This is a genomic window from Pseudidiomarina insulisalsae, from assembly GCF_003987065.1.
GTDB classification, from domain to species: Bacteria; Pseudomonadota; Gammaproteobacteria; order Enterobacterales; family Alteromonadaceae; genus Pseudidiomarina; species Pseudidiomarina insulisalsae.
The window spans coordinates 134,213-157,909 of sequence record NZ_PIPY01000005.1 but is presented as its reverse complement, the minus strand read 5'-3'; the positions used below and the strand labels follow the sequence as shown (position 1 = coordinate 157,909).

The following is a 23,697-nucleotide window of genomic DNA, read 5'->3' as shown; positions in this document are numbered from 1 at the left end:
GATTGACCAGGGGCGTTGTTAAAACGCCCCTAACTCCCTCCAGACAAATGCCGTTAGACCCTGCATGTCCACCGTCATCGTTTGTGTCTGTCCACCCATGACCTGCTCGATAAGCTGCTCCAATAACGGGCCGATGACACTGTCGACCCATTCATCCGTGGTTTGCTCACTGTGTAAAGGCGGTAACTCTAAACGCTGCAGTTGCACACTTAATAATGGCCTCCCCTGATCAAACAAGTTCACCACGACATTATTTAAAATCACCTCGTCGATCTGCCAAAGTACCTGCTGATTTGCGTTATGCAGCGGCAGCTGTCCTTTCACCTGTTCGACCAGCGCATGCAGATTGGAGCGCCCAGCAGCGTAATAAGCCAGAGTGACCTGCGCATCGACAACCTCTGCACGGTCAATACGAAGTTGATCCTGACGCTGGCTTAGCCAGTCGCCGGTTAAGCGCACGTAGTCGGCCCATAACAACTGATTGAGGCCGTCATCCAGCTCGTTCACGCGTGTGGCCAGGCCAACATCGGTTGCGATGAGTTCTGCTGTCAGTGTATTAAGCTCGAAGTTTTGATAGGTGAAGCTGGCATCGTAACGGCGGTCGACCCGCTCTGTCAGTTGCTCTGCCACTCGCTCAGACAGCGTTTGCTCAGGAACAGCTTCAGCACAACCACTTAGGGCAAGCAACACCAGGGCAGCACTTAATTTCAACGGTTTTATCATGATCTTTGCGCCCCTTAGCGCTTTTGATGGCGCTCACGATTTTCATGCTTTTGCTCCGCGTTTTTACGCAGCATCACATAAACAGACCCGGCACCGCCATGCTGACGCTGGGCGCTATGAAAAGCCATAATCGGTTCCAGTTGCTTCAGCCATTTCACCACATAGCTTTTCAACAAAGCCGGGTGCGGCTTGGAATGGCGTCCCATACCATGTACCACAATGGCCGAGCGTACACCGCGGCGGTGGCAAAGCTGAATAAACTCATACAGCGCCTCACGCGCCTGGCGCAAACTATGGTGATGCAAATCAAGGCTCGCCTCGATGGCATAGCGGCCCTGTTTCAGATGTTTGAATACGCCATGCTGCACGCCATCGCGACGAAATTCCACCAACTCCTCCGGCTCGACTAAGTCGACGAACTCCATGGACAGGTAGTTAATGTCGTCCTCAAGCTGCTTCTCCGCCGCTTTTCGGCGCGCCTCCTGTGCCGCTGTCGGCCTGGCCTTTCGTGGTGCTATAACATCGTCATTTTTAATGGGCGTCACGTCAGCCATTTGCTGGCGGAACTCGTCAAAATCGTCACGCATAACAACTCCCGTTTACGATTTAGTTAAAAACTCCCGAATCTGCATCAGTATGGCGCTGACATTTTTGCCAATACGTTCACCCAGCGGGCGCTTCTCCTGATAGGTGACATGCAAAATGGTGTTCGTTTCGGCGCGCTCTAATAACCAGCTGTCACTGGTAATAATAGTGTCGACCAGGGCAAACTCTTTTGCCTGCTGAGCGGTCCAGTACTCACCGGTTGCCACGCTATCTAATTCGACTTGCGGGCGGTACTCAGCAATATGCTGTTTAAACTGATGGTGAATTTGCTCAAGATCCTGTTTGAACTTGCGCCGTGCGGCCTCAGTATTTTCGCCAAAAATGGTCAGTGTACGCTTAAATTCGCCGGCGGTTACCTGTTCAAAATCAACATCGTGCTTTTTCAACCAGCGATGAAAGTTAGGCAACTGCGCGACCACGCCAATCGAGCCGATAATCGCAAACGGCGCCGCAATGATCTCATCGGCCACTGCAGCCATCATATAACCGCCACTGGCTGCTACTTTATCGACACTTACCACCAAGTTTAGTTCAGCATCGCGCAGACGTTGTAATTGCGCCGCTCCTAAGCCGTAGCCGTGCACTACGCCACCGGGGCTTTCTAAGCGCACCATTACCGTATCGCCGGCGCTGGCAGCACCAATAATGGCGTTTATTTCACGACTTAGCGCAGAGACTTCCTGTGCATCCATGCTGCCGTTAAAGTCGACGACGAAAATACGTCGCTCCTCAGCATCCTGATTTTTCTCCGCAGACTTTTCTGCTTTCTTTGCTTCTTTGTGCGCCTGTTTACGCTGCTTTTTATTTAACAGCTCATCTTTTAACTTTTGCGCTGCTTTGCGGAACTGTTTCGACAGGTTACGCACCTGCAATTCACCGCTTTGCTTGCGTTGCCGTTGTGCGTTATTGGCAATTAAGCCGATGACAACGCCAATCGCCAACACAATAATGGCTGCTTTCAGTACAAAGTCTGCAATCTCAAGTAGAAACGCCATGCTGCCCTCTTTTTTCTGATCATAAAAAAAGGGCCGACGAGCGGCCCTTTTCAACTCATCTGTTGTCAGTATACAGATTATTGTTTGATTACTGCAGTGTTGCTCACCGGAATTACGGTGGCATCGGTGCTGAACCAACCCGCTGCCTGCAGTTGCATTTCCATGGTTGCTGCTGCTGATGCAGACGGATCAACAATCGAACCGTGATCACCTTCAATGAAGCGCACCGCACCAGAGACTTTTGAACCATCAACGCTGACAATCGTTTGCGTAATGCTCTGTAACTCTAGCGCTGTAATTAATGGCTCAGTACCCGCCAGAGGCTTACCTGGAACCGAGTTCGGAATCACCTGGTCAGGCTGGAACTCAGCACCGTTACCTACAACCTCAATAACATGGAAAGCACTGTCATTTTCAACCGCTTGCTCGGCATAGTTAATCGGATCTGCCGAATCAACTACCGTTTGCGCCGCGAATGCAAACTGTTCAAATAAGGCGTTGACCTGCGCTTGCTCCGTGCTGCTTAAACCAGACCAGAACTGCTGGTAAACCTGTACTAACAGGTTCTGGAACTGTGGTGAGGTCGGCGCGATACCGGCCTCCTGCGCTGCAGCATTCACCGCAGCTGCAAAGTCAGCATTTGCCGCATAAAGCAGTTGCGCTTTAATTACCGGACCAAAGGCGTTCGAAGCTAACAGGAAGTTAGCGATGCTTGCGCCCGGTGCCATCAGGCTGCTGGCTTTCACGCTGTACAGTGCTGAGGCAGGTGCCAGAGGTCCTGACATAGGTTCGTTTGCCATAGCTGTGAAGCTAGTACCGGCAATTGCACCCAGTGAGTGACCCACGAAGAACACTTCCTGGCCATTTAATGGCGCGCCTTGCGCAGCGTTCAAACTCAAACGCAGTCCTAACAGGTCAGAGGTTGACTGACGCAGGTTGTCACGCGCAGTCAGCAGACTGCCCAGGTTCATGTAAGCAGTGGGGCTGCCGGTGGTGGCGTTAATTGGACCAAAACCACGGTCACCATGTAACGGATGGTCAATAGCAACGGTCGCAAAGCCCATGACAGATAATGTACCAGCAATACCAAACAGGTTGGTTTTCTCACCGGTAATACCGTGCTGGAAGATCACGACCGGCCAGCCATCCGCAGGCTCAGACAGTGGCGATAAGCCTTGCGCTGCGCGCACCTTATTGGCAGTGTTCACGTCAGGGACAGTCACAACTGCCGGCACGTCCATACTGGTCGTTGCCGCTGGAACCGGGTTGTACTTGGTCAGGTGACGCTCTTCGTCAATACCCGGGAAGTCATAGCAGTTATAAGGAGGTAATAGCCGTGACGGGTCCTCAAAGGCTACCGGATCGATAGCTTCTGCCGGGAGTGCACCTGCTGCCACCGCGCCCAGAATCGAAGCCGGGCTGTCACACATTGCACGCCAGCGGCCATTTAATGGTGCCTGCGGGTTTTCAGCAGTAGCTACCGGCAAGTAATAAGGCAGACTGACCTCACCTTGATACAGCTGCGCTGATGCCGCTGCAAGATAAGCCGGGTCTTGTAGGTTCACTTGTAAACGACCCGCAGCAACCAGTGCGTCGCCGACAGTCATTTCAGTCGGCTGAGCCATCAGCGCTGGCCCACCACCTTGTGAGAACTGCTGTGCCATCAAGCCTTTGATAGCACCAAAGACATCATTGATGGACTGCGTGGTAAAGCTAGAGACATAAATAATATCTTCTTTAGCAACACCGAAAGCCGCTAATGCGTCTTCATGAGAATTGATTAAGCGCTGCAGACCGACTGCCGACGCATCCCCGGAAACCGGATCGGTATCCGGATCACGCTTCATCAGGCCATAGGTTTGTGAAGGACGCACATCACGACCTAATTCGTCCTGAATATTGTCAGTCAGAACTGCTGCATAACCAGTTTTCGCTTTCAACGGCTTCAACGGAATAACTGCGACACCGTCCGGGCCCGTAGCGCGTACGATAAAGTCGACCCCGTGGGTCAGTTCAGCTGCAACCGCGCAGGTGGCTGCCGGACTTGCTGCGGCACAGCCAGCACTGACAGCGGTACCGCCCATAATCGTTTCAAATACCCGAATACTGCCCGGAGCTTCCAGCGTTGCAGCATCGACGGCAATACGCTCGCCGTTCTCGTCAAAAGGTAATGAAAAGCTAAAGGTTAGGGTTGAGTGGGTTCCCCATCCGTCCAGGCCGTTTAAAGCAACCTGCGGATCAGAGTTATCAGTGGGGTCAGCCACCGGAATGTTTAACGTGCCGTCAGCGCTACCACTTAATAAAATGTTAGAGGGTACCGGAACTTCACCGTTACTTGGATCAAATACAACGCGGGTCGCATTGACCTGGAAATCCACCGTTTCGCTTTGTGGTGCTTCATCACCGCTGCCGCAGCCGGCCAGGGTGAAGGCGCTGGTAATCGCCGTTGCAAGCAAGAGTTTTTTCATGAGGCTTCCCCAATCCTTGTTCGTATTGTTATGTTTTTAGCACCGACAGATGCTTTGGTTCATCTTGCCTATCATCGCTTTTTATAACTGGTAGGACAAGAGACACACTTAACAAAATTTTATACACCGCCACGGCCCAAGTTAAAAGTATTTTTCAAGAATTTCTCGGTGACAGCTGAGAATCAGAGCAAAAACCAGTACACTTGAGCCATCTTTCAAACTAGCTAGTAGTGTAAGCCGAAAATGAGCAAGATGCATAACGACAACGTAGCAAACTACACCTTAGATGAAAAAGTGATTCTGGTAACCGGCGCCGGCGACGGCATTGGTAAAGAAGCCGCGCTAACCTTTGCTCGCGCAGGTGCAACCGTCATTTTACTGGGACGCACCACCAGCAAACTTGAAGCAGTCTACGACGAAATTGTAGCCAACGGCAGTCCTGAACCAGCCATCGTGCCACTCGATATGAAAGGCGCAACCTTCTCCCATTATCAAGGCCTCTGCGCCACCATTATTGAGCAGTTCGGCCGACTCGATGGCTTACTGCACAATGCCAGTTTACTCGGTGTGTTGTCACCCTTTGAGCATATTGACCACGGAAACTGGCACGACGTCATGCAAGTGAACGTGACAGCTCAGTTTCTGATGACTCAGGCATTATTACCAGCACTGAAAAAGGCTCAGCATGCCAGCGTGGTATTTACATCATCGGGAGTCGGCCGCAAAGGCCGTGCATTCTGGGGCCCCTACTCGGTGAGTAAATTCGCCACCGAAGGTCTGGCCCAGGTCATGGCCGACGAGTATGAAGGTAGCTCAATTCGCGTGAATGTTATCAACCCTGGCGCCACGCGCACGGCCATGCGCGCTCGCGCCTACCCTGCAGAAGATCGGAATAAACTAAAAACGCCGGCTGACATTATGCCGACCTACCTGTATCTGATGAGCGACGCCAGCCTCGATGTCAACGGCCAGTCGCTGGACGCTCAGTAAGCTCCTGAGCTCGCAACAGGCGACCTAAACAGCCCGCCTGTTGCGGTTTTAATTCTACCGCTCACTCCGAGGAATTAAATACCACGCCATATTTGCAGACCGTCTCCACCATGCTATGGTTTGATACAAAATATTCTACACAGGCAGATTATTTAGCCTACCATTAGGGTTCTAAACTCGCACGTTGTAATTCCCCCTTGGAACAACCTCAGTAGCTATGATGTAAATATTGTATGAAAACAACACATTACCTTTGACGGTCCCCCAAAAAAAAGATCCACGAGGACGATGAATTTGGGCATGATAAAGACCTTACGAGGGCCATGCCATGAAATCAAAACGTTTTTCTGTTGAGCAGATCGTTTCTGCTATCAAACAGCACGAAGCTGGGTTGTCTATTGCCGAAATCGCTCGCAAAATGGGGATTGCCGAGGGCACTTTCTACGCTTGGAAGAAGAAATACTCTGGGCTTGAGTCTGACCAAGTTCGTGAGCTCAAGCAGCTACGAGAAGAGAATGAGAAACTCAAACGGATTGTTGCCGATCTAACCCCCGATAAAGTTATGTTGCAAGATCTTAATACCCGAAAGTGGTGAGCGTACCGCAGCGTCGTAAGGCGGTGCGCCATTTAATGAGTCTTTACAGTATCAGTGAACGAAGAGCATGTGCGTTAACAGGTCTAAGCCGTACGGCCTGTCGTTACAAGCCACGTTCAGAGCCACAGGAAGCACTTCGCCAGAAGATTGTAGCGATAGCCAGAGCCCGCGTGCGATACGGTTACAAGCGTATTCATGTGATGTTAAAACGCAAAGGTATTCACGTGAATAAAAAACGTGTTCATCGCCTGTACTGTCTAGAAGGTCTTCAGTTACGCCCAAAACGGCCGCGGCGCAACGTTAGTGGGGCACATCGAAAACGTGATTATGTGCCAAGTACAAGACCGAATGAGGCTTGGGCGATGGACTTCGTTGCCGACCAGCTTTCTACCGGGAACAAGTTTCGTATTCTGACAGTTGTTGATACCTTTACACGGGAGTGTTTAGCAGCTGATATTGGCGCTCGTTTACGTTCCGAGAATGTGGTCGCGACATTAACGCGACTTTGTCGAGAACGAGGCGCACCAAACCGTATTCATTGCGATAATGGCAGCGAATTTGCAGGACAAATGACCGACCTTTGGGCGTATACCAACAAGGTAACGCTAGCGTTCTCGCGTCCTGGTAAGCCAACCGACAATGCCTATATCGAGTCACTGAACGGCAGCTTTCGTGATGAATGCCTTAACTGTCACTGGTTCGAATCGCTAACCGATGCTAAATTAAAAATCGAAGCTTGGCGGGATGACTATAACAAGAGTCGACCTCACCGGGCTTTAAATAACCTGCCACCCTTGCAGTTCGTGGCATCCATTGAAAATTGAACAGCTCAATTCATTCCTCGAGTGGCTCTAATAATCGGGGCCTGTCAATTTTATGGAAATCTCATCGATGTCATGGTTCTATTCTTGGGGGAGACGTCACCTTCTGCGTCGCACCGTGTGAAAGAATTAAAAAAAAGCCCTCGCGAAGAGGGCTTTATACTTTCCAGGGAATCACTTTCTTAAAACATGTATTTTATACCGGCGAAGAAGCGACGGCCAACCAGGTCATATAACGGATTGCCAACATATCCGGGAGGAGTTTGGTCGAATACGTTACGGATACCAGCATTAATGCTAAAGTTGTCGCTAATGTGATAATCCGCTGACAAGTCATGAGTTACGATAGAACCAACATAGTTAGGTGATACGTTTTCATATGCCTCTAACCTTTCCGTTACATCAAATAATGCGGAACGATCGATATAACGAGCTGACCAGTTAGCTCGCAAATCGTCTAACCGGTAAGTCAAAGAGAAGCGGGCCTGCCATTCAGGGTCACCAACTTCACCACGTTCATCATTATTTAAATCAGGCTGGGTTTGAAATTCGAAAAACTCCAGCTCGAGCAAGTGGTTAATGAACAGGTTGGTTTGCAGTCTACCCGGAAGATCAAAGCGCGCCAAATCGGTCCAGTAATTAATATCAACTTCAACACCTCTGGTGTTCAATCCCGAAGCATTCAGATACCCAGATTCCACCAACGTAATATCATTGGTCGAAGGATCACGACTAACTTGGTCACAGAAGGTATCAGACGGGCCACCTACAGCATCTACACAGTTGTTAACCACAGTTTGCGCTTGAATAAAGGTAATAGCATCTGAAATCTCAATGTCATACAAATCCACTGTAACTGAGAAATTTTCGATATACGACGGTGTATAAACCATACCAAGCGTTATGGAGTCTGATTCCTCCGGATCCAAATCAGGGTTACCACCTGAAATCAGCTGAATACTAACATTATCATTTGCTTGGAAGCCTTCAGGGACCCCCAGGGCTGCACAGTTTGCCGCGCGGTTTGGGTTCTGGTTGATGTTGTCTGCGTCACATGGGTCCGATACTTGTGCAAACCCTGGTGATCTAGGACTAAAAGCTTCAGCAATATTTGGCGCCCGCACCGCTTTCCCCACGGTACCACGGAAGCGAATGTCTTCAAATGGACTATATATAGCACCAACTTTCCACGCATCTACACTACCAGCATGAGAGTAGTCAGCCTTACGGAACGCGGCATCTACGCTTAATTCTTTAGCAAATGCAACATCAGCAAGAATTGGTAAATTAACCTCGACGAAAGCTTCACTTACGTCATAGCTCCCGAATTCATTTGGAGTTGCTGCGTTAGCTGTCAAGCCGCGACGAGTGAACTCATCTGTAATAGTTTCAGACGTTTCTTCACGGTATTCAAAGCCAAACGCAACGCCGATATAGCCTCCCGGTAGCTCCACTAAACCGCGAGAATCTGTTACGAAAGACGCCCCGACGTACTCCTGTGTGATAGTGTCAGTGCGGGTAACGTCAGCTGAAACATAGTCGATAGCTTCCTGAGACGCCTGACGGAACCCGAAGGGATTATACGCTACGCAGTCCTCTGGATTTACACTAGCTTGCGACGGATCAGCACAAACGGCCTCACCGGTTGTAGGATCAATTACTGAATTAACCGCTGCTGCAAAATTGCCGGGAATAATGGAGTTCAGTGTGTTACGAACGTTCGAGGTTTCACCATATGAGTAATATAGATCGTAGTCCACTACGGAAGAACCAATACCGACGTCACCTTTCACACCTGAGACAACGCGGAAGGTTTGACGCTCATTATCCGCCGAACGGTTGCCCCATTCATCAAAAAATTTCGCCATACGGACGAATGATTGGCCGTTGGCTAGCAACTCCTGCCGTAAACCTTCATCGAGAAATGCATTATTTGCTACATCAATGAAGATGTTACCGAAACGGAATGATGGCTGGAACTGCTGTGAAATATCTGCGCGGGAATACTTGAAGTCACCATATAGCTCGGCTGAATCGGTGAGGCTGAAATTAAAAGTTGATCCAATGGTTTCACGACGCAATTCCGGCTGGTAGTTGACATAATCCTGACCGAAGAAACAGGTATCGCAACCGCCTGGGAAGTTACCAAACGCAAAGCTATTGGTAAGATCTCGGTTCTGTTGAAGAATAGGGTCACCATTGGCACCAAACGTATAACGCGTGCCACTACCAAACGGATTAATCACACCGAATCGGTTAATCATTTCTGAACCCACGTTCCTGACAAACAACCGATCTGGTATACCATCCAAGCGACCGGTGTTATCGGGGTTTAAAACTGTACCCCAGCGTTCAAACTGGCGAATGTCATTTTCAAGGGTTTCTTCCAAACGGGTCTGTGTCATGAAGAAAGTTGCGTTACCGCGACCGTTCATGAAATCACCACCACCAAGAATGGTGAACTGGTGTGATCCAGCACCAACTCCTTCAGTTGAAGTTGAGCCCGTTGCACTCAGTTCCAAGCCTTCGTAATTGTCTTTCAAAATAACGTTCACAACGCCTGATACGGCGTCAGAACCATAAATAGCAGAGGCACCGCCAGTAACAACTTCAACACGCTGAATCAAACTTGACGGAATGCTGGACAAGTCAACCTGCGAAGAGCCCGGCTGGCCTGCCACGTGACGTTTGCCGTTAACTAATACAAGGGTACGAGCTGCACCCAGGCGACGTAAGTCAGCAGAACTCACACCGGCGCTAAAATTCGAACCACGGTTACCAATCACCGTATCGGTAGCACCAATTGCTGGTAATTCTGCTAATATCGAGCCTAGATCGGGTGTGCCAGCGCGCTCAATCTCATCTTCTCCAATCACCAATATTGGAGTCGCTTGCGACAGTTCAGGACGAGCAATCCGCGAACCGGTAACCTGGATGCGCTCCGCAGCTTCCTTATCGTCTATGCCTTCCTTTTGAATGCGTTCTTCTACAAGCTCTAGCTCGTCTGCACTTTCTTGTTGTTGATCTTGCGCGAATGCAGGCACAGCGAAAAATGCTGAGCTAACACCAGCGAAGAGAATCGTTCTAATTGAACGACTCAATAACGACTGTTTTTGCATGGTCAAACTCCCTGTGTTTCTAATTATTTTTAAGTTGTATAATCACAACTAAATGTAACCATAAATAACTTTCTAGTGCGGCATAGCCTAGAAACCGCACAAATAATGAGTACCATGCTTTCAATGGAGCTTCAATGTTTTTTAACAGCGCGCAATGATGAAGTTGTAAAGCTAATATCTTAGGTTAGCTTCAGGAACATCAACCTTGACTTATTTTTATTTTTTCACAAACCATTATCTTAGTAAGAGAAAGTCCCGAAAAAATCGGAGTAGTTTTGTCCACTTCCCCATTAATGACACAGCTCTAAACTAAAGCTTTCCAGTTTTTGCCGGTAAGCCACTGGCGGTAAATTGCCGAGGCTTTCATGGGTTCTTTCTCCGTTATAACCCAACCGCCAGGACTAAGCCATTTCTCGGACTTGAGTGAGTAATTCGAACAAATATGCATTCAAAAACTCACGCCGGAACGAGCCGTTAAATCGCTCAACGAAGCCACCTTGTTGTGGCTTTCCGGGTCGGATATAAACGAGTTCAATATATGCTCTTCGCACAAGTCAGTTAAGCGCGCTGATATTAGCTCTGGCCCGTTATCAACTCGAAGTTGCATCGGTAGCCCTCGCTCTGTCTTCAACTGTTCTCGCGTGCGAACAACCCGCTCTGTTGGCAACGATGTATCTACTTCAATCGCCAAGCATTCTCGTGTGCCTTCATCAAGCACGTTTAATGTCCGGTAACGCTTACCGCAATAAAGAGTGTCATGCATAAAGTCGAGCGCCCACTGGTGATTAGACTGGTCAGTGACTTCTAACGGCTGTGCTTGGCGTTTAGGTAGCACTCGCTCCACGCGACGCTTTAGGTTCAATCCCATGCGGCAGTACACCCTATAAATACGTTTGTGATTAAACGAATACCCTTTAAACTTAATACGTCCAGCGGGTTTTAGTAATTTTACCAAATCTTCCCAGTACCCGCTGTTCTAAAATCAAGCAAAAAACGTTAAAACCTTACCGAACTAGCCTCAAAAATTTACTACCGTCCCCTTGGCTGCCCTCTGGAAGCATAGGCCGCAGATTCGAAGATCGAGAGCCATAAATGGCTCGCGCCTCCTTCCCGATGCTTCATTATGAAGTATCCATTAGGCGTGCTTTCTTGCACCTGAAAATAACGACTTTTCGATGCGTTCTTTTATGTCAGTAAGTCAAATGGCACGCTGCGTCGAGTTGCAGTGTTTTTACGACAAACGATTGCATATACGAATGATTCGCATTACCATACGTCTCGATTCAGTAAGAGTTAGTTTGCTGTACGACTCTGAACAGAAGCTCCCAAAAAAACTTTAATTCGGTACACATGGAGATCCACAACGTGAAATTCCGACTTACGACCATCGCCGCAGCGATCTTATTAAGCCAAACAGCAATTGCTCAGAACGATGAAAAAATTGAGCGAATCGAGGTAAAGGGCCAACATTTATCGGTAAGTGAGTCGAACTCAGTGAAGACTCCTACTCCAATTATTGATGTGCCACAAAGTCTCACAATTGTTACCGCAGAAGAGATTACTGCGCGCGGTTTCACCAGTGTCGGTGAGATTATTGACTACACGCCAGGTGTAAACACCTCTCAGGGTGAAGGCCATCGCGACGCGGTAGTCTTCCGTGGCGTTCGCTCCACCGCCGACTTTTACCTTGATGGCAACCGTGACGATGTACAGTACTATCGTCCGCTCTACAACATTGAACAGGTAGAAATTCTGCGCGGCCCGAATGCTTTATTGTTTGGTCGTGGCGGCACCGGCGGTATCTTAAATCGAGTCTCGAAAAAAGCCGACATTGGCGGTGAGTTTACCGATTATACAGCGTCATTTAATTCTTTTGGTGGCTTGAATACCGCCATCGACACGAACGTCACGACCAGCCCAAACTCAGCGGTTCGCATTAACGCAATGTACGAACGCCTCGAAGGTCATCGCGATTTTTACGACGGTGAGCGTTACGGATTCAACCCTACCGCGCGCTTTGAACTAAGCGATGAAACCACCCTTGACGTTTCTTATGAGTATGTAAATCATCACCGCTTTATCGACCGCGGTATTCCGACAGGTAACGATGGACGCCCGGTTGAAGCCTTTGAAGATATCGTATTTGCCGATCCGGAAAACAACTATACCGACCTTGAAGCATACATTTTCCGTGCCGCAGCAGAACATAAGTTTAGCGATTCGGTGAAGGGTAATTTCAGTGCCTTCTATGGCGATTATGACAAGGTCTATTCAAACTTTTATGCGAGCGATTACGACCCTGAGAACAACGTCGTAGAACTCGACGGCTACATTGATGCGACCGTTCGCGATAACTTGATCCTCTCAGGTAACATTGTTGGCGAATTTGAGACCGGCAGTATCGGCCATACCCTTATTGTAGGGACAGAATTTATTTCTACGGATTCTGATCAGAATCGTTTCAACCCAGTATTCAGCACCACTGGTTCCGACCGCGAATTATTTACAGTTCAGCGCCCAATCGCCCTGAACGGAATGACCGGTGTAAATGCGAGCGGTGATGACTTTACCGTTAGCTTCAGCGATTTAAATGATGACACGCGCGTCAACTTAAAAGTTTTCTCGCTTTATATTCAAGATGAAATCGCGCTGTCTGAGCACTTTGACCTCGTACTTGGAGCACGCTTTGATCAGTTCGATATTGAAGTTTATAACGCCGATCCAGCAGTATTAGAAACCCGTAGCCGCACCGACAGTGAAGTTTCTCCGCGGGCTGGAATCATTTATAAGCCGATGGAAAATATCTCACTGTATGCAAGCTACAGCCGTTCATTTTTGCCGCGCAGTGGTGAACAGTATACGGATATTAATGACGAGAAAGACAAGCTTGACCCCAATACATTTAGTAACCGCGAAATTGGCGTGAAATGGGACTTAGCGCCGCGTATGAGTTTCACGGCAGCGGTTTTTGAAAACGAACAAAGCTCGCCTCAGGTCGCGGATAACGACCCGTCGACGCTGGACGTCATCGACTCCGAAATTAGCGGTTTCGAGCTTCAGTTTAAAGGTGAACTTACTCGCGATTGGCAGTTCACGGCCAACTACAGCAACCTGGATGGCGAGATCATGAGCCGTATGGGTCCAACTGGCCGAACACCGCGTGAATTGCCTGAGAGCACTTTCTCGGTTTGGAACACCTACCAAGTTAGCGAGAGCTTCGGCCTCGGGCTAGGTGCCACCTATCAAGATGAAAGCTTTATCAACAACAGTAATTCCGCAACCTTGCCAAGTTACACACGCATTGATGCTTCTGCTTTCTATCAAATCTCTGACACTATGCGGGTACAGGTAAATATTGAGAACCTGACCGACGAGCTTTACTTCCCGAACGCTCACTCTACTCACCAGGCCACTGTGGGTGCACCGTTCAACGCAACGGTCTCTTTAATCGGAACGTTTTAACCCACCTATGCAGTAGCTTACAAGGGCCGAGTCGAATAATGACTCGGCCCTTTTTTATGACCTATGCCGAACTCCATCTTATACACTAAACTAAGACCTGAGATTGTAGCGTGGTAAGAATGCGAGATTTTAAAAGGCGGGAATGTGCTTAAACCTAAGGTCGTAGTTCCTCAGCAGTTCATACATGAGCAACCTATTGTTCATGGTGAAGAATTTGGCGTGCTATGCTGGAATACTCAGAAGCTTACCGAGACAATTCGATTTCAGCTTGCTCTGGCACGCATCTTAGAGGATTTCCCTAGTTTATTTTTATTACTCCAGGAGGCGAAGCTTAGTACGAAAGGTAACTGGCAAATTCCTCACTGGTCTTATGCTGTGGCGCCGAATATGCAAACCCGCCGCTTTATTTATGGTGTGCTCACCGCAAGCCAGTACGCTTTTTCAAGCGCTCAACCACGACTTAGCAAAAAGCGCGAAGGAATGTTCGCCACCCATAAAAGTTACATGCTCTCGTATCACTCTCTGGCCGACGGCGACTCATTACTGGTAGCCAATGTACACGCAGTCAACTTTGTTCGTGCTAAGCAATTTTTTCGGGAAATTGAAATTATCAAAGAAGAGTTATTGGAGCACAAAGGGCCACTCATTGTAGCTGGCGATTTTAATGTGTGGAGTCGTCAGCGCCGCTTGCACTTAATGCAATTTTGTCGCAACGTGGGGCTCCGACAAGCCATTATGGTTGACCCGCATCATATCAAAACCTACCGGCAACACCCGCTCGACTTTATTTTCTACCGCGACCTTTCGCTTCAGGAAGCATCAGCGATCGACACCAGTACGGTGTCGGATCACAACCCGCTTTATGCGCGATTTACGCTGTAGCCTCTGACTTGATGGTATTTTGGCATAGTGTGCCACTATGCAGGTGAATTTCCGGCCATTGACAAATAGGGGTACGGGGTATACCCTTTAGACTGCTTTTTACTTTCTTCGGAGCACTTTATGAAAACCACCGTTACGCCCCACCCTGATGAACTGAAGCAAAATCTGCAGCAACGTCTGAGCCGTATCGAAGGCCAGGTGCGCGGATTGCAAAAAATGATTGCGAGCGACAGCTACTGCGATGATGTACTGATGCAACTTTCATCGGTGCAGTCAGCGCTGAATGGCGTAGCAAAGAAGTTGCTAAGTCAGCACATGCAGACCTGTGTCAAAAGCCGCCTGCTGGAAGGCGACGATACGGTGCTTCAGGAGCTCGATACCACCATTGAACGCTTGTTAAAGCGCTGAGGAGCCTGAGTATGACCACCGAAAATGTCCAGTTACAGCTTACCGGTATGAGTTGTGCGGGGTGCGCGAAAAGTATTGAGCGGGCGCTGCATGAAGTGAACGGCGTGACTGAGGTGAATGTTAACTTTGCCTCTGAAGTTGCCGCGGTGAAGGGACAGAATCTCAACGCCAAGGTATTGGTAGAAGCAGTTCAAGGTGCTGGCTATAACGCCCAAGTGCTTGATCACACCAAGCCGGATGATAGCAAGCGCGATCTGGCCCAACGCCAGCAGTTCTATCGCTTTCTGGCAGCGGCGCTACTGTCGTTGCCTTTGCTCTACAGCATGGTCGGTCACTTTAGCTGGACCCGCGGCATTCCGGTGCCCGATCTCTTGATGTCGCCGTGGTTTCAACTGGCACTCGCAACGCCGGTACAGTTTATTATTGGCTGGCAATTTTATCGCGGCAGTTATCATGCGCTGCGTAATGGTGCTGCCAACATGGACGTTCTGGTTGCTCTGGGCACCTCTGCAGCCTACTTTTACAGTATTTATCTGGCCTGGTTTGCGCCTGATTATAACCCCCATGAGGGGCTCTATTTCGAAACCAGTGCGGTACTGATTACGCTTATTCTGTTAGGCAAATGGTTTGAGGCACGTGCCAAGGGCCGCTCATCCAGCGCCATTAAACAGTTGCTGGAACTGCAGCCGCGGCATGCGCTACGTGAAACCGCCGCCGACACCACTGAAGAAGTGCCTCTGGCAGAGCTGCAAGTGGGCGACATTGTACATGTGAGGCCCGGACAGAATGTACCCACCGACGGCGAAGTGATCAGCGGAGACACCGCAGTGGATGAGTCGATGCTCACCGGCGAAAGTATGCCGGTCACGAAGACTAGTGGTGACAAGGTATATGGCGGTACACTGAACACCACCGGCTTCATTCGGGTAAAAGTACAACAAGTGGGTGCCGAAACCGCATTGGCGAAAATCGTGCAAATTGTTGAGCAGGCGCAAAATTCGAAAGCGCCTATTCAAAGGCTCGCCGATAAGGTCTCAAGCATTTTTGTACCTGTGGTGCTGGTCATTGCCGTTATCACACTGCTCACCTGGCTCTTTTATCTGGCCCCGGGCGACTGGCGTTCTGCGGTCGAAGCGACCGTTGCCGTGCTGGTGATCGCTTGCCCGTGTGCTCTGGGTCTGGCAACCCCTACCTCCATCATGGCAGGTTCAGGACGTGCCGCGCAGGCGGGAATATTATTCAAGCAAAGTGCCATCCTGGAGCGGACCCAGGCGGTCGACACCATTGTGTTTGATAAGACCGGAACCTTGACCGAAGGCAAGCCGAAACTGACTGACTTTGTCAGGGTCGGCGAAGCGTTGCCACAAGCCGAGCTCGCGCAGCTGATCGCGGCAGTCGAAAAACAGTCTGAACACCCACTCGCTCAGGCCATTGTCGCAGGGCTGGAGGATTATCAACAAGAATCCACCCCGACAGTGAAAGTCTCAGCATTCAACGCACATCAAGGTAAGGGCGTCAGCGCAACAGTGAGCAGCGGCGAGCAGGAAAAGCAGCTGGTTATCGGCAATTTGCGTCTCATGCAGGAACAGACAATTACCGTAGACGACGCCGCCCAGCAGGGTTTCAGCCGCTTGCAGCAAGAGGGCAAAACAGTCATGGCCATTGCCGTTAAGGGTGAGCTACAGGCGTATGTCGCTGTGGCTGACACCCTGCGCGAAAGCGCCCGTCCGGCGTTGCAGGCACTGCGTCAGCGCGGCTTAAAGCTCATTATGCTGACTGGCGATAACTCCCGCACGGCGAACGCCATTGCCAAGCAGTTAGGGTTGGACGAAGCCATTGCCGAGGTGTTGCCGGAAGACAAAGCTGAGCATGTGAAAAAGTTGCAGCAACAAGGTCACAACGTGGCGATGGTCGGCGATGGTGTCAATGACGCTCCGGCACTGGCAGTCGCGGATATTGGTATTGCCATGGGCACAGGCACTGATGTCGCAATTGAAACAGCGGACATTGCGCTGATGCGCGCTGACTTGAACAGTCTGGTGCAGGCTATTCGCATGAGCGAACTCACCCTGAAAAATATCCGCCAAAACTTATTCTGGGCCTTCGCGTATAACATCATAGGCATTCCCATTGCCGCCTCCGGCTTGCTCGCCCCCTGGCTCGCTGGCGGTGCGATGGCGCTAAGCTCGGTATCCGTCGTGGTAAACGCGCTGCGCTTACAACGGGTACAACTGAACCGTGAATAAGCGTTGTCGTTGTCCGCTGCTTGGTTTATCGTAGAACGAACACTTAAGTAAGACGGAAATATTATGATTGTCAGCAGTGCCTTATTTGCCGTGGCCATCGATTTGCAAGTACTCGCCACCCGTCCGGACGTGAACTGGATTGGGGTCAGCACACCAAGTCCCGAGGTGGTCTGGGTAAGCGGTAGTAAAGCGACAATCGGCCGCAGCGTTGACGGCGGTACCACCTGGCAATACAGTCAGCCGACCTCTTCTGATCTACAGTTCCGCGATATCGAAGCGCTTGACGACCAGCACGCCTACGCACTCAGCATCGGCAATGGTGGTGACTCGCGTATTTACTACACCAACGATGGTGGCGATAACTGGCAGTTACGCTACCGCGCTGGTGGTAATCAGTTTCTCAACTGTCTGGCCGTGGCGCCTAAGTCAAATGAAGCTTGGGTCTATGGTGACTCCATTGACGGCCAGTGGGACCTGGTGCGCACACCGGACGGACGCAACTGGCTACCGTCTCGCAGCGCCATCGATAGTCCCCCCTTAGGTGGTGAAGGTGGGCTTGCTGCCAGTGGCGGCTGCGTGCGCTTCAATAATAATGTCTGGGCCATGGGCACCGCCAATGCCGGAACCGCCCGACTATTACTTAAGCGCAGCTTCGGTATTCGCTTTAAGGCTATCGACACCCCTATCGTCGCAGGGCCCAGTGCCGGCATCGCCAGTGTCTGGCCGTTTTCTGAAAAACATGCACTCATGGTGGGTGGGGATCTAAATCACCCCGAGCGGCGGCCGCGCATTGCCGAGTATAAAGACGGCGACTTCCGTACCTTGCCTGAGCCGCCGCTGAAAGGCGCACTCTACAGTCTGAGTCTGACTGCAAAGCAGGGGCTGATCGTCACCAACCCGAGCGGCGCTGCTTATCTGCCCTCGTTAACCAGTAGCAACTGGCAGGTTTTTAGTGAAGAAAATATCTGGAATAGCGCTTGTAACAGTGACTATTGCTATCTGGTTGGAAAGGACGGCTACGCGGGGCGCTTTGCGACCCCGCCTACTGAGACGAACTAACCTAATAAGGCCATGCCACCGGCCAGGTGGCTGACATTACAAAAGCCAAATCGGCTCAGCACTTGCGCTGCGACTGCGCTGCGGTTCCCTGAGCGACATAAACATACCACTGGCCGGTCAGCGAACTCCTCGCGATGATCATAAATAAACTGAATCAGTCGCGTCAGTGGCACGTTCACCACTTGTGCCGGCAGGTCAAGCGGAGTGACCTGATGTTCCTGCTGTTCACGCACGTCAAGTACCAGGGTTTCCGGGCGACGTAACCACTCTTGCTGCTGCTCCGGACCAATGTCGACCAACTGACAGCCGCAAGGCATATCATTGAGCTCCTGTAGCCGTGTAGCGATGGTAAATGACTCGTCCCATTTCGGGCATAACACGGTGTGCTCTGCTGCGGCGGCATTCAGTAACTGTGGTGATGCTTGTTCGCCAATGAAAGCAAAATCAACATGGGCTTCGGTATGCGGCGCAATCGGTGAGCTCAACAGATAAATGGGTTGGCGGCTGCCGACGCGATACAAGCGACGGTTGCCGACCAGCAAGCACCCTTCGGTCGCAAGCTGACATTCCACTGGGGTACTGCAATCCGCCGTTGCAGTCAACGGCCAGCCCACATTGTCCCGCGCAGCGTCACAACCGCTGGCACAGAGTAACTGGGCCAGCATCGCGGCGGTACTCTCCGGCCCCTGCTGCTCCGTGGTCAGGATTGCTTTCACGCGGTAATGCTGACAGGCCACCAGTTTTTCAATGCGTTCGGCAAGTTGCGGTATCGGATCGATCACCGCCAACTCACGGGCAGCGCGGTCAATGATCAGGTAACAGCACTGCGCGTCAAAGCGCAACTGCACAACGCCATCCAGTTCACTGTCAAAGTCTTCATTGGTATCACTTAGTAGCAGACAAGAATGGCGTAGCGCCTGCGCGGCTTCTTTAATTCGCTGGCAGGCAACATCAACGGTTGCCTGCTCGGTCGCCGGACCAAAGGACAAGCGAATCGCAGACTGTGAGCGCCAGTCTTCGATGCCCATGGCGTCAAGTACAAAGCTGCGGGTGACTTTTGAACTACAGGCTGAGCCGGAGCTTACCCGTATATTGGCGGCATCAAATACGTCCATAATGTCGCGCGATGCCATGCCACGTACTGAGAAATTTAAGGTCGTCGGTACGGAATATTCCAGCGCATGATTCAGCTCCAGGCTTGGAAAAGCTGAACGCAAAGCGGCAAGCAGCTGCTCGCGATAACGGTTGAGGGTCGAGACTGGTTTAAATACCTGCTGCTTTTCGTCTAACAGCAATTCGAACAGGGTATGCAATGCAGCAATGCCGGGTAGATTCTCGGTTCCCGAGCGTAAGCCCTGCTCCTGGCCACCGCCAATAATCAGCGGCGTGAACGGCCGCTGCTCACGTACATACAAGAAACCGATACCTTTCGGTCCATACAGTTTATGTCCACTGAACGGCGCATAATCGATACTGCTGGCGGCAAGATTTAGATTGCCTTTGCCCAGCAACTGCACGCAATCTACCATCCAGGGCACTTCTGGTGCAGCCTGGCGGATCACGCGCTCTAAGGTGGTCAGATCCTGACGTACACCGGTTTCATTATTGACCGCCATAGTACAGACCATCAGCGCACGAGGCAGGTGGTGACTTAATACATCGAGGTCCAGCAGGCCGTTCTGATCAACGGGCACCGCTACCAGTCGGGCACCAATGCCGAGCAGGGTATTCCAGTGGGCCAGCGCTTGCGGGACCGCCTTGTGTTCAGTCGCACCGTAAAGCAGCACTGTGTCCTGCAAATCAATTTCACCGGCGTCGCTGCGTTTGCGCGCATGGCTCAGAGCCGATAATACTGCGGTTTGAATGCCTTCAGTGGCGCCACTGGTGAATACCAGATGCCCGCTGCCTGCACCAATCACTTCACGGCCCAGACGACGGGTATTATCCAGAATATAACGTGCCTGTAAGCCGGTAATATGGCTGCTGCTGGGGTTACCGAACACCTGTTCCATGGTGTGCGATACCGCATGGGCTATCTGGCGTAAGACAGGCGTTGTCGCATTGCAGTCAAGGTAAATTTCGTCGGCTTTCGGGCGAATATGTACAGGCGTGACCATGATGACAACTGCTCGCTGTTGGTATCAGAGATTAATGAATGCGGTTCTTCTGCCACTCTTCTTCTTTGGCCATACGTGCTTTTTTATCATCGCATGGCTCGTCGCAGTCACAGGCTTTTTCCATACCTAAATTAGAGATACCGCCGCAACTACCGGAGATGGATTTCTTTTGCATGATAAACCCGACCGACATGGCAAGTACCACCAGCAAAAAGAAAGCAAAAACAACTAAAAATAAACCCATGCGTACCTCCTGAGTTACTGCAAATAAGGTTTGAACGCGGTACTAGTGTACTCTTTAAACATGCCATTTTCACGTACAATGAGTAACACCGCCAGACGCTTTTGCTCAGCAAACACCAAAGCCTGCTCGGGGCCCATAACGGTTAACGCGGTTGCATAAGCGTCAGCATCCATACAGGTGTCAGCCAACACCGTCACTGATACCAGGTTATGTTGAATAGGACGCCCGGTGCGGGGGTCAATAATGTGTGAATAGCGCACCCCATCTTCTTCAAAGTAGTTACGGTAATCGCCTGAGGTAGCCACCGCCATATTCCCGGGTTCTATAATCCGTTGCGCAGCACGTTGACTGCTGTCAGGCTTCTCAATAGCGATACGCCAGGGTTGGTTACCCGGCTTGTTACCTTTGAGACGCATCTCGCCACCAATTTCCACCAGGTAATTCTGAATTTCCATCTGCTCCAGCAGACGCGCCACGCGATCAACTGCATAGCCTTTAGCAATCGTCGACAGGTCGACGTATAGCTCTGGGATCTCTTTTTGCAACTGGTGATTTTCAACATTCAGGTGCTGGTAGCCAGTCACAGCTTTCACCGCCTGCAATTCCATTGCATCGGGAACTTTCTCGGGCCGCTGTTTTGGGCCAAAGCTCCATAGATTGACCAAAGGCCCTACGGTCACGTCCAGCAAACCGTCGGTTTCCTCGGCAATTTCCAGTGCACGACGCACCACCTGCTCCAGCGAACGCGACACCACGACAGGCTCGGTGGTCATGCGGCTGTTAAACCGTGACAGCTCCGAGGTCGGATCGTAGGTCGACATCTGGCTGTTGATCTGCGCCAGTACCGCATCCACACGCTCCTGCACCTTCGCCGATTCATGGCGCGGATTCGCCGAAACATAGCGAATATGGTACGTCGTGCCCATGGTCTCACCCGACACCGCAATTTGCTGTGGTGCATGGGTGCAAGAAACGAAAAAGGCTAGCCCTATCAGGGCTAGCCAAAACAGACGTAATGATGAGTTATTCACTTGCTAAACCACCAGTTACTTAATTTCCAATAGCTTAACCACCGAAGTCATCAAGCATGATGTTTTCATCTTCTACGCCCAAATCTTTAAGCATATTGATGACCGCCGCGTTCATTACTGGTGGACCACACATATAGAACTCACAGTCTTCCGGAGCTTCGTGATCTTTCAGATAACGCTCGTAAAGTACGTTGTGGATAAAGCCGGTATCGCCTTCCCAATCATCTTCAGGCTGCGGATCCGACAGTGCCACATGCCACTCGAAATTATCGTTTTCACGTTGCAGCATGTCAAAATCTTCAACGTAGAACATTTCTTTCTTCGAACGCGCACCGTACCAGAACGAAATTTTACGATCGGTATTTAAACGACGCAGCTGGTCGAAAATGTGTGACCGCATTGGTGCCATACCAGCACCACCACCAATGAATACCATCTCGGCGTCGGTTTCTTTGGCAAAGAACTCACCAAATGGACCCGAAATCGTTACTTTGTCACCGGCTTTCAGGCTGAAGATGTAAGAAGACATCTTGCCCGGTGGCAGACTCAGGTCATTCGGTGGCGGTGTCGCGCAACGCACGTTCAACATGATGATGCCTTTTTCATCCGGGTAGTTCGCCATTGAGTAAGCACGCACCGTTTCTTCATGCACCACAGACTCTAAGTCAAGGAAGCCGAAGCGTTCCCAGTCACCGCGGAATTTCGGTGCGATATCAAAGTCTTTGTAACGGATATGATGCGGTGGAGCTTCGATCTGAATATAACCACCGGCACGGAATGGTACTTCTTCGCCTTCCGGCAGCTGTACTACGAACTCTTTAATAAAGGTCGCAACGTTGTCGTTCGATTTGACCACGCAGTCCCATTTACGAATACCGAAGACTTCTTCCGGCAGTTCAATTTTCATGTCCTGCTTCACGTTCACCTGACAAGAAAGACGCACGCCTTCACGTGCCTCTTTTTTGTTAATGTGATCACGTTCGGTCGGCAGAATGTCACCGCCACCTTCAGTCACTTTCACGGTGCACTGGCCACATGAGCCACCGCCACCACAAGCTGACGACACGAAGATACCAGCATTCGCCAGTGCGCCAAGCAACTTACCACCCGGTTGCGTGGTAATCTTCTTGTCTTCGTCGTCATTAATCAAAATTTCGACATCACCCTGAGGTACCAACTTCGATTTGGCGAACATAATAATCGCCACCAAAATCAGTACGATCACGGTAAACATGCCTACGCCAAGCGCTATAAGTGTTAAATCTTGCCCTTGCATCGACTTTTACCTCTTAATTATCCGTTGCTTAAGTTATCGGTGCAGTTACAGGGATACGCCAGAGAATGACATAAAGCCCAAACCAATGAGACCTACTGAAATGAAGGTGATACCCAGACCACGCAGGCCATCAGGTACATCTGCATACTTCAGCTTCTCACGCACCGCAGCCAGAGCAACAATTGCAAGTGCCCAGCCAACACCGCTACCAATACCGTACACGACACTTTCGCCAAAGTTATAGTCACGCTCGACCATGAAGGCTACACCACCGAAGATGGCGCAGTTTACGGTAATCAACGGCAAGAAAATACCCAGTGCGTTATACAACGCAGGTACGTACTTATCGAGTGTCATTTCCAGAATCTGAACCAGCGCTGCGATAACACCGATAAAGGTCAGGAATCGCAGGAAACTCAGGTCCGCGTCAGGAAAACCAGCCCACGACAGCGCACCTGGCGCCAGAACGTTGTGGTAAATGATATTGTTCACCGGTACTGAAATACCCAGTACCACGATAACCGCAATACCCAGACCGAAGGCTGTGCCGACCTTTTTTGAGACTGCCAGGAACGTACACATTCCAAGGAAGAACGTCAGGGCAAGGTTCTCAACAAAGACCGATTTAATAAATAAACTGATATAGGCTTCCATG

At 50.5% G+C, this 23,697-nt stretch carries 17 protein-coding genes and 1 pseudogene; 7 read left to right on the top strand and 11 right to left on the bottom strand.

Features of this window, described 5'->3' with window-relative positions; translation table 11 throughout:
* Positions 1–18: 18 nt before the first annotated feature.
* The 4 genes from CWI71_RS06015 to CWI71_RS06000 form a co-directional block, all read right to left on the bottom strand.
* Positions 19–723 carry a hypothetical protein gene (locus CWI71_RS06015; RefSeq protein ID WP_126754365.1) on the bottom strand — a complete coding sequence of 235 codons (705 nt, stop codon included), beginning with the start codon at positions 721–723 and terminating at the stop codon, positions 19–21.
* Between the two features lie 14 nt (positions 724–737).
* Positions 738–1,310, bottom strand: a complete 573-nt coding sequence (gene smrA / locus CWI71_RS06010; protein WP_126754364.1) for a DNA endonuclease SmrA — start codon at positions 1,308–1,310, stop codon at positions 738–740.
* A gap of 12 nt (positions 1,311–1,322) precedes the next feature.
* Positions 1,323–2,324, bottom strand: a complete 1,002-nt coding sequence (gene sohB / locus CWI71_RS06005; RefSeq protein ID WP_126754363.1) for a protease SohB — start codon at positions 2,322–2,324, stop codon at positions 1,323–1,325.
* 77 nt (positions 2,325–2,401) lie between these two features.
* Entirely contained in the window at positions 2,402–4,792 is a 2,391-nt protein-coding gene (locus tag CWI71_RS06000) for a VolA/Pla-1 family phospholipase (protein ID WP_126754362.1), read from the bottom strand.
* A 252-nt stretch (positions 4,793–5,044) separates the two neighbouring features.
* Here CWI71_RS06000 and CWI71_RS05995 point away from each other — a divergent pair, with 252 nt between their 5' ends.
* Entirely contained in the window at positions 5,045–5,782 is a 738-nt protein-coding gene (locus CWI71_RS05995; protein ID WP_198678746.1) for a YciK family oxidoreductase, read from the top strand.
* A gap of 328 nt (positions 5,783–6,110) precedes the next feature.
* Positions 6,111–7,201, top strand: a protein-coding gene (locus CWI71_RS05990; RefSeq protein ID WP_198678738.1) for an IS3 family transposase whose coding sequence is annotated in 2 segments (ribosomal slippage) — positions 6,111–6,360 and positions 6,360–7,201 — 1,092 coding nt in all. Because the reading frame shifts where the segments join, the coding sequence is not laid out codon by codon here.
* A 179-nt stretch (positions 7,202–7,380) separates the two neighbouring features.
* Here the strand turns inward: CWI71_RS05990 and CWI71_RS05985 are convergent.
* Positions 7,381–10,317, bottom strand: coding sequence for a TonB-dependent receptor domain-containing protein (locus CWI71_RS05985; protein WP_126754360.1), 2,937 nt, complete (start codon positions 10,315–10,317; stop codon positions 7,381–7,383).
* A 290-nt stretch (positions 10,318–10,607) separates the two neighbouring features.
* A pseudogene (locus tag CWI71_RS05980) lies at positions 10,608–11,257 on the bottom strand (integrase core domain-containing protein); the annotation flags it as partial.
* 425 nt (positions 11,258–11,682) lie between these two features.
* Here CWI71_RS05980 and CWI71_RS05975 point away from each other — a divergent pair.
* From CWI71_RS05975 to CWI71_RS05955, 5 genes are all read left to right on the top strand, one after another.
* Positions 11,683–13,779, top strand: a complete 2,097-nt coding sequence (locus CWI71_RS05975; protein ID WP_126754359.1) for a TonB-dependent receptor — start codon at positions 11,683–11,685, stop codon at positions 13,777–13,779.
* A 144-nt stretch (positions 13,780–13,923) separates the two neighbouring features.
* A complete protein-coding gene (locus tag CWI71_RS05970) occupies positions 13,924–14,661 on the top strand; it encodes an endonuclease/exonuclease/phosphatase family protein (protein WP_126754358.1) in 738 nt (245 codons plus the stop codon).
* Positions 14,662–14,781: 120 nt separating this feature from the next.
* The gene (locus CWI71_RS05965; RefSeq protein WP_126754357.1) at positions 14,782–15,069 is read left to right on the top strand and encodes a metal-sensitive transcriptional regulator; all 288 of its coding nucleotides are present in this window, start codon (positions 14,782–14,784) and stop codon (positions 15,067–15,069) included.
* 11 nt (positions 15,070–15,080) lie between these two features.
* On the top strand, positions 15,081–17,315 hold the full coding sequence (locus CWI71_RS05960) for a heavy metal translocating P-type ATPase (RefSeq protein WP_126754356.1): 2,235 nt from the start codon (positions 15,081–15,083) through the stop codon (positions 17,313–17,315).
* Between the two features lie 63 nt (positions 17,316–17,378).
* Positions 17,379–18,374 (top strand): WD40/YVTN/BNR-like repeat-containing protein, encoded by a 996-nt coding sequence (locus CWI71_RS05955; protein ID WP_126754355.1) that lies wholly within the window; start codon positions 17,379–17,381, stop codon positions 18,372–18,374.
* Here CWI71_RS05955 and CWI71_RS05950 read toward each other — a convergent pair.
* Genes CWI71_RS05950 through nqrE form a run of 5 tightly spaced genes read right to left on the bottom strand, consistent with a single transcriptional unit; the run spans position 18,371 to position 23,696 of the window.
* Positions 18,371–20,491 carry an aminotransferase class V-fold PLP-dependent enzyme gene (locus CWI71_RS05950; RefSeq protein ID WP_126754354.1) on the bottom strand — a complete coding sequence of 707 codons (2,121 nt, stop codon included), beginning with the start codon at positions 20,489–20,491 and terminating at the stop codon, positions 18,371–18,373. The genes CWI71_RS05955 and CWI71_RS05950 overlap by 4 nt on opposite strands.
* 31 nt (positions 20,492–20,522) lie before the next feature.
* Positions 20,523–20,735 carry a (Na+)-NQR maturation NqrM gene (gene nqrM / locus CWI71_RS05945; RefSeq protein ID WP_126754353.1) on the bottom strand — a complete coding sequence of 71 codons (213 nt, stop codon included), beginning with the start codon at positions 20,733–20,735 and terminating at the stop codon, positions 20,523–20,525.
* 14 nt (positions 20,736–20,749) lie between these two features.
* The gene (locus CWI71_RS05940; protein WP_241967643.1) at positions 20,750–21,766 is read right to left on the bottom strand and encodes an FAD:protein FMN transferase; all 1,017 of its coding nucleotides are present in this window, start codon (positions 21,764–21,766) and stop codon (positions 20,750–20,752) included.
* A gap of 34 nt (positions 21,767–21,800) precedes the next feature.
* Entirely contained in the window at positions 21,801–23,042 is a 1,242-nt protein-coding gene (nqrF, locus tag CWI71_RS05935) for an NADH:ubiquinone reductase (Na(+)-transporting) subunit F (RefSeq protein ID WP_126754352.1), read from the bottom strand.
* 45 nt (positions 23,043–23,087) lie between these two features.
* Positions 23,088–23,696 (bottom strand): NADH:ubiquinone reductase (Na(+)-transporting) subunit E, encoded by a 609-nt coding sequence (gene nqrE, locus CWI71_RS05930; RefSeq protein ID WP_126754351.1) that lies wholly within the window; start codon positions 23,694–23,696, stop codon positions 23,088–23,090.
* Position 23,697: the final 1 nt, after the last annotated feature.

Bases quoted from the DNA above. Each gene is read 5' to 3' on its own strand.
- CWI71_RS06015 (WP_126754365.1), bottom strand. From the start codon at position 723: ATGATAAAACCGTTGAAATTAAGTGCTGCCCTGGTGTTGCTTGCCCTA.
- smrA (WP_126754364.1), bottom strand. From the start codon at position 1,310: ATGCGTGACGATTTTGACGAGTTCCGCCAGCAAATGGCTGACGTGACG.
- sohB (WP_126754363.1), bottom strand. From the start codon at position 2,324: ATGGCGTTTCTACTTGAGATTGCAGACTTTGTACTGAAAGCAGCCATT.
- CWI71_RS06000 (WP_126754362.1), bottom strand. From the start codon at position 4,792: ATGAAAAAACTCTTGCTTGCAACGGCGATTACCAGCGCCTTCACCCTG.
- CWI71_RS05995 (WP_198678746.1), top strand. From the start codon at position 5,045: ATGCATAACGACAACGTAGCAAACTACACCTTAGATGAAAAAGTGATT.
- CWI71_RS05985 (WP_126754360.1), bottom strand. From the start codon at position 10,317: ATGCAAAAACAGTCGTTATTGAGTCGTTCAATTAGAACGATTCTCTTC.
- CWI71_RS05965 (WP_126754357.1), top strand. From the start codon at position 14,782: ATGAAAACCACCGTTACGCCCCACCCTGATGAACTGAAGCAAAATCTG.
- CWI71_RS05960 (WP_126754356.1), top strand. From the start codon at position 15,081: ATGACCACCGAAAATGTCCAGTTACAGCTTACCGGTATGAGTTGTGCG.
- CWI71_RS05955 (WP_126754355.1), top strand. From the start codon at position 17,379: ATGATTGTCAGCAGTGCCTTATTTGCCGTGGCCATCGATTTGCAAGTA.
- CWI71_RS05950 (WP_126754354.1), bottom strand. From the start codon at position 20,491: ATGGTCACGCCTGTACATATTCGCCCGAAAGCCGACGAAATTTACCTT.
- nqrM (WP_126754353.1), bottom strand. From the start codon at position 20,735: ATGGGTTTATTTTTAGTTGTTTTTGCTTTCTTTTTGCTGGTGGTACTT.
- nqrF (WP_126754352.1), bottom strand. From the start codon at position 23,042: ATGCAAGGGCAAGATTTAACACTTATAGCGCTTGGCGTAGGCATGTTT.
- nqrE (WP_126754351.1), bottom strand. From the start codon at position 23,696: ATGGAAGCCTATATCAGTTTATTTATTAAATCGGTCTTTGTTGAGAAC.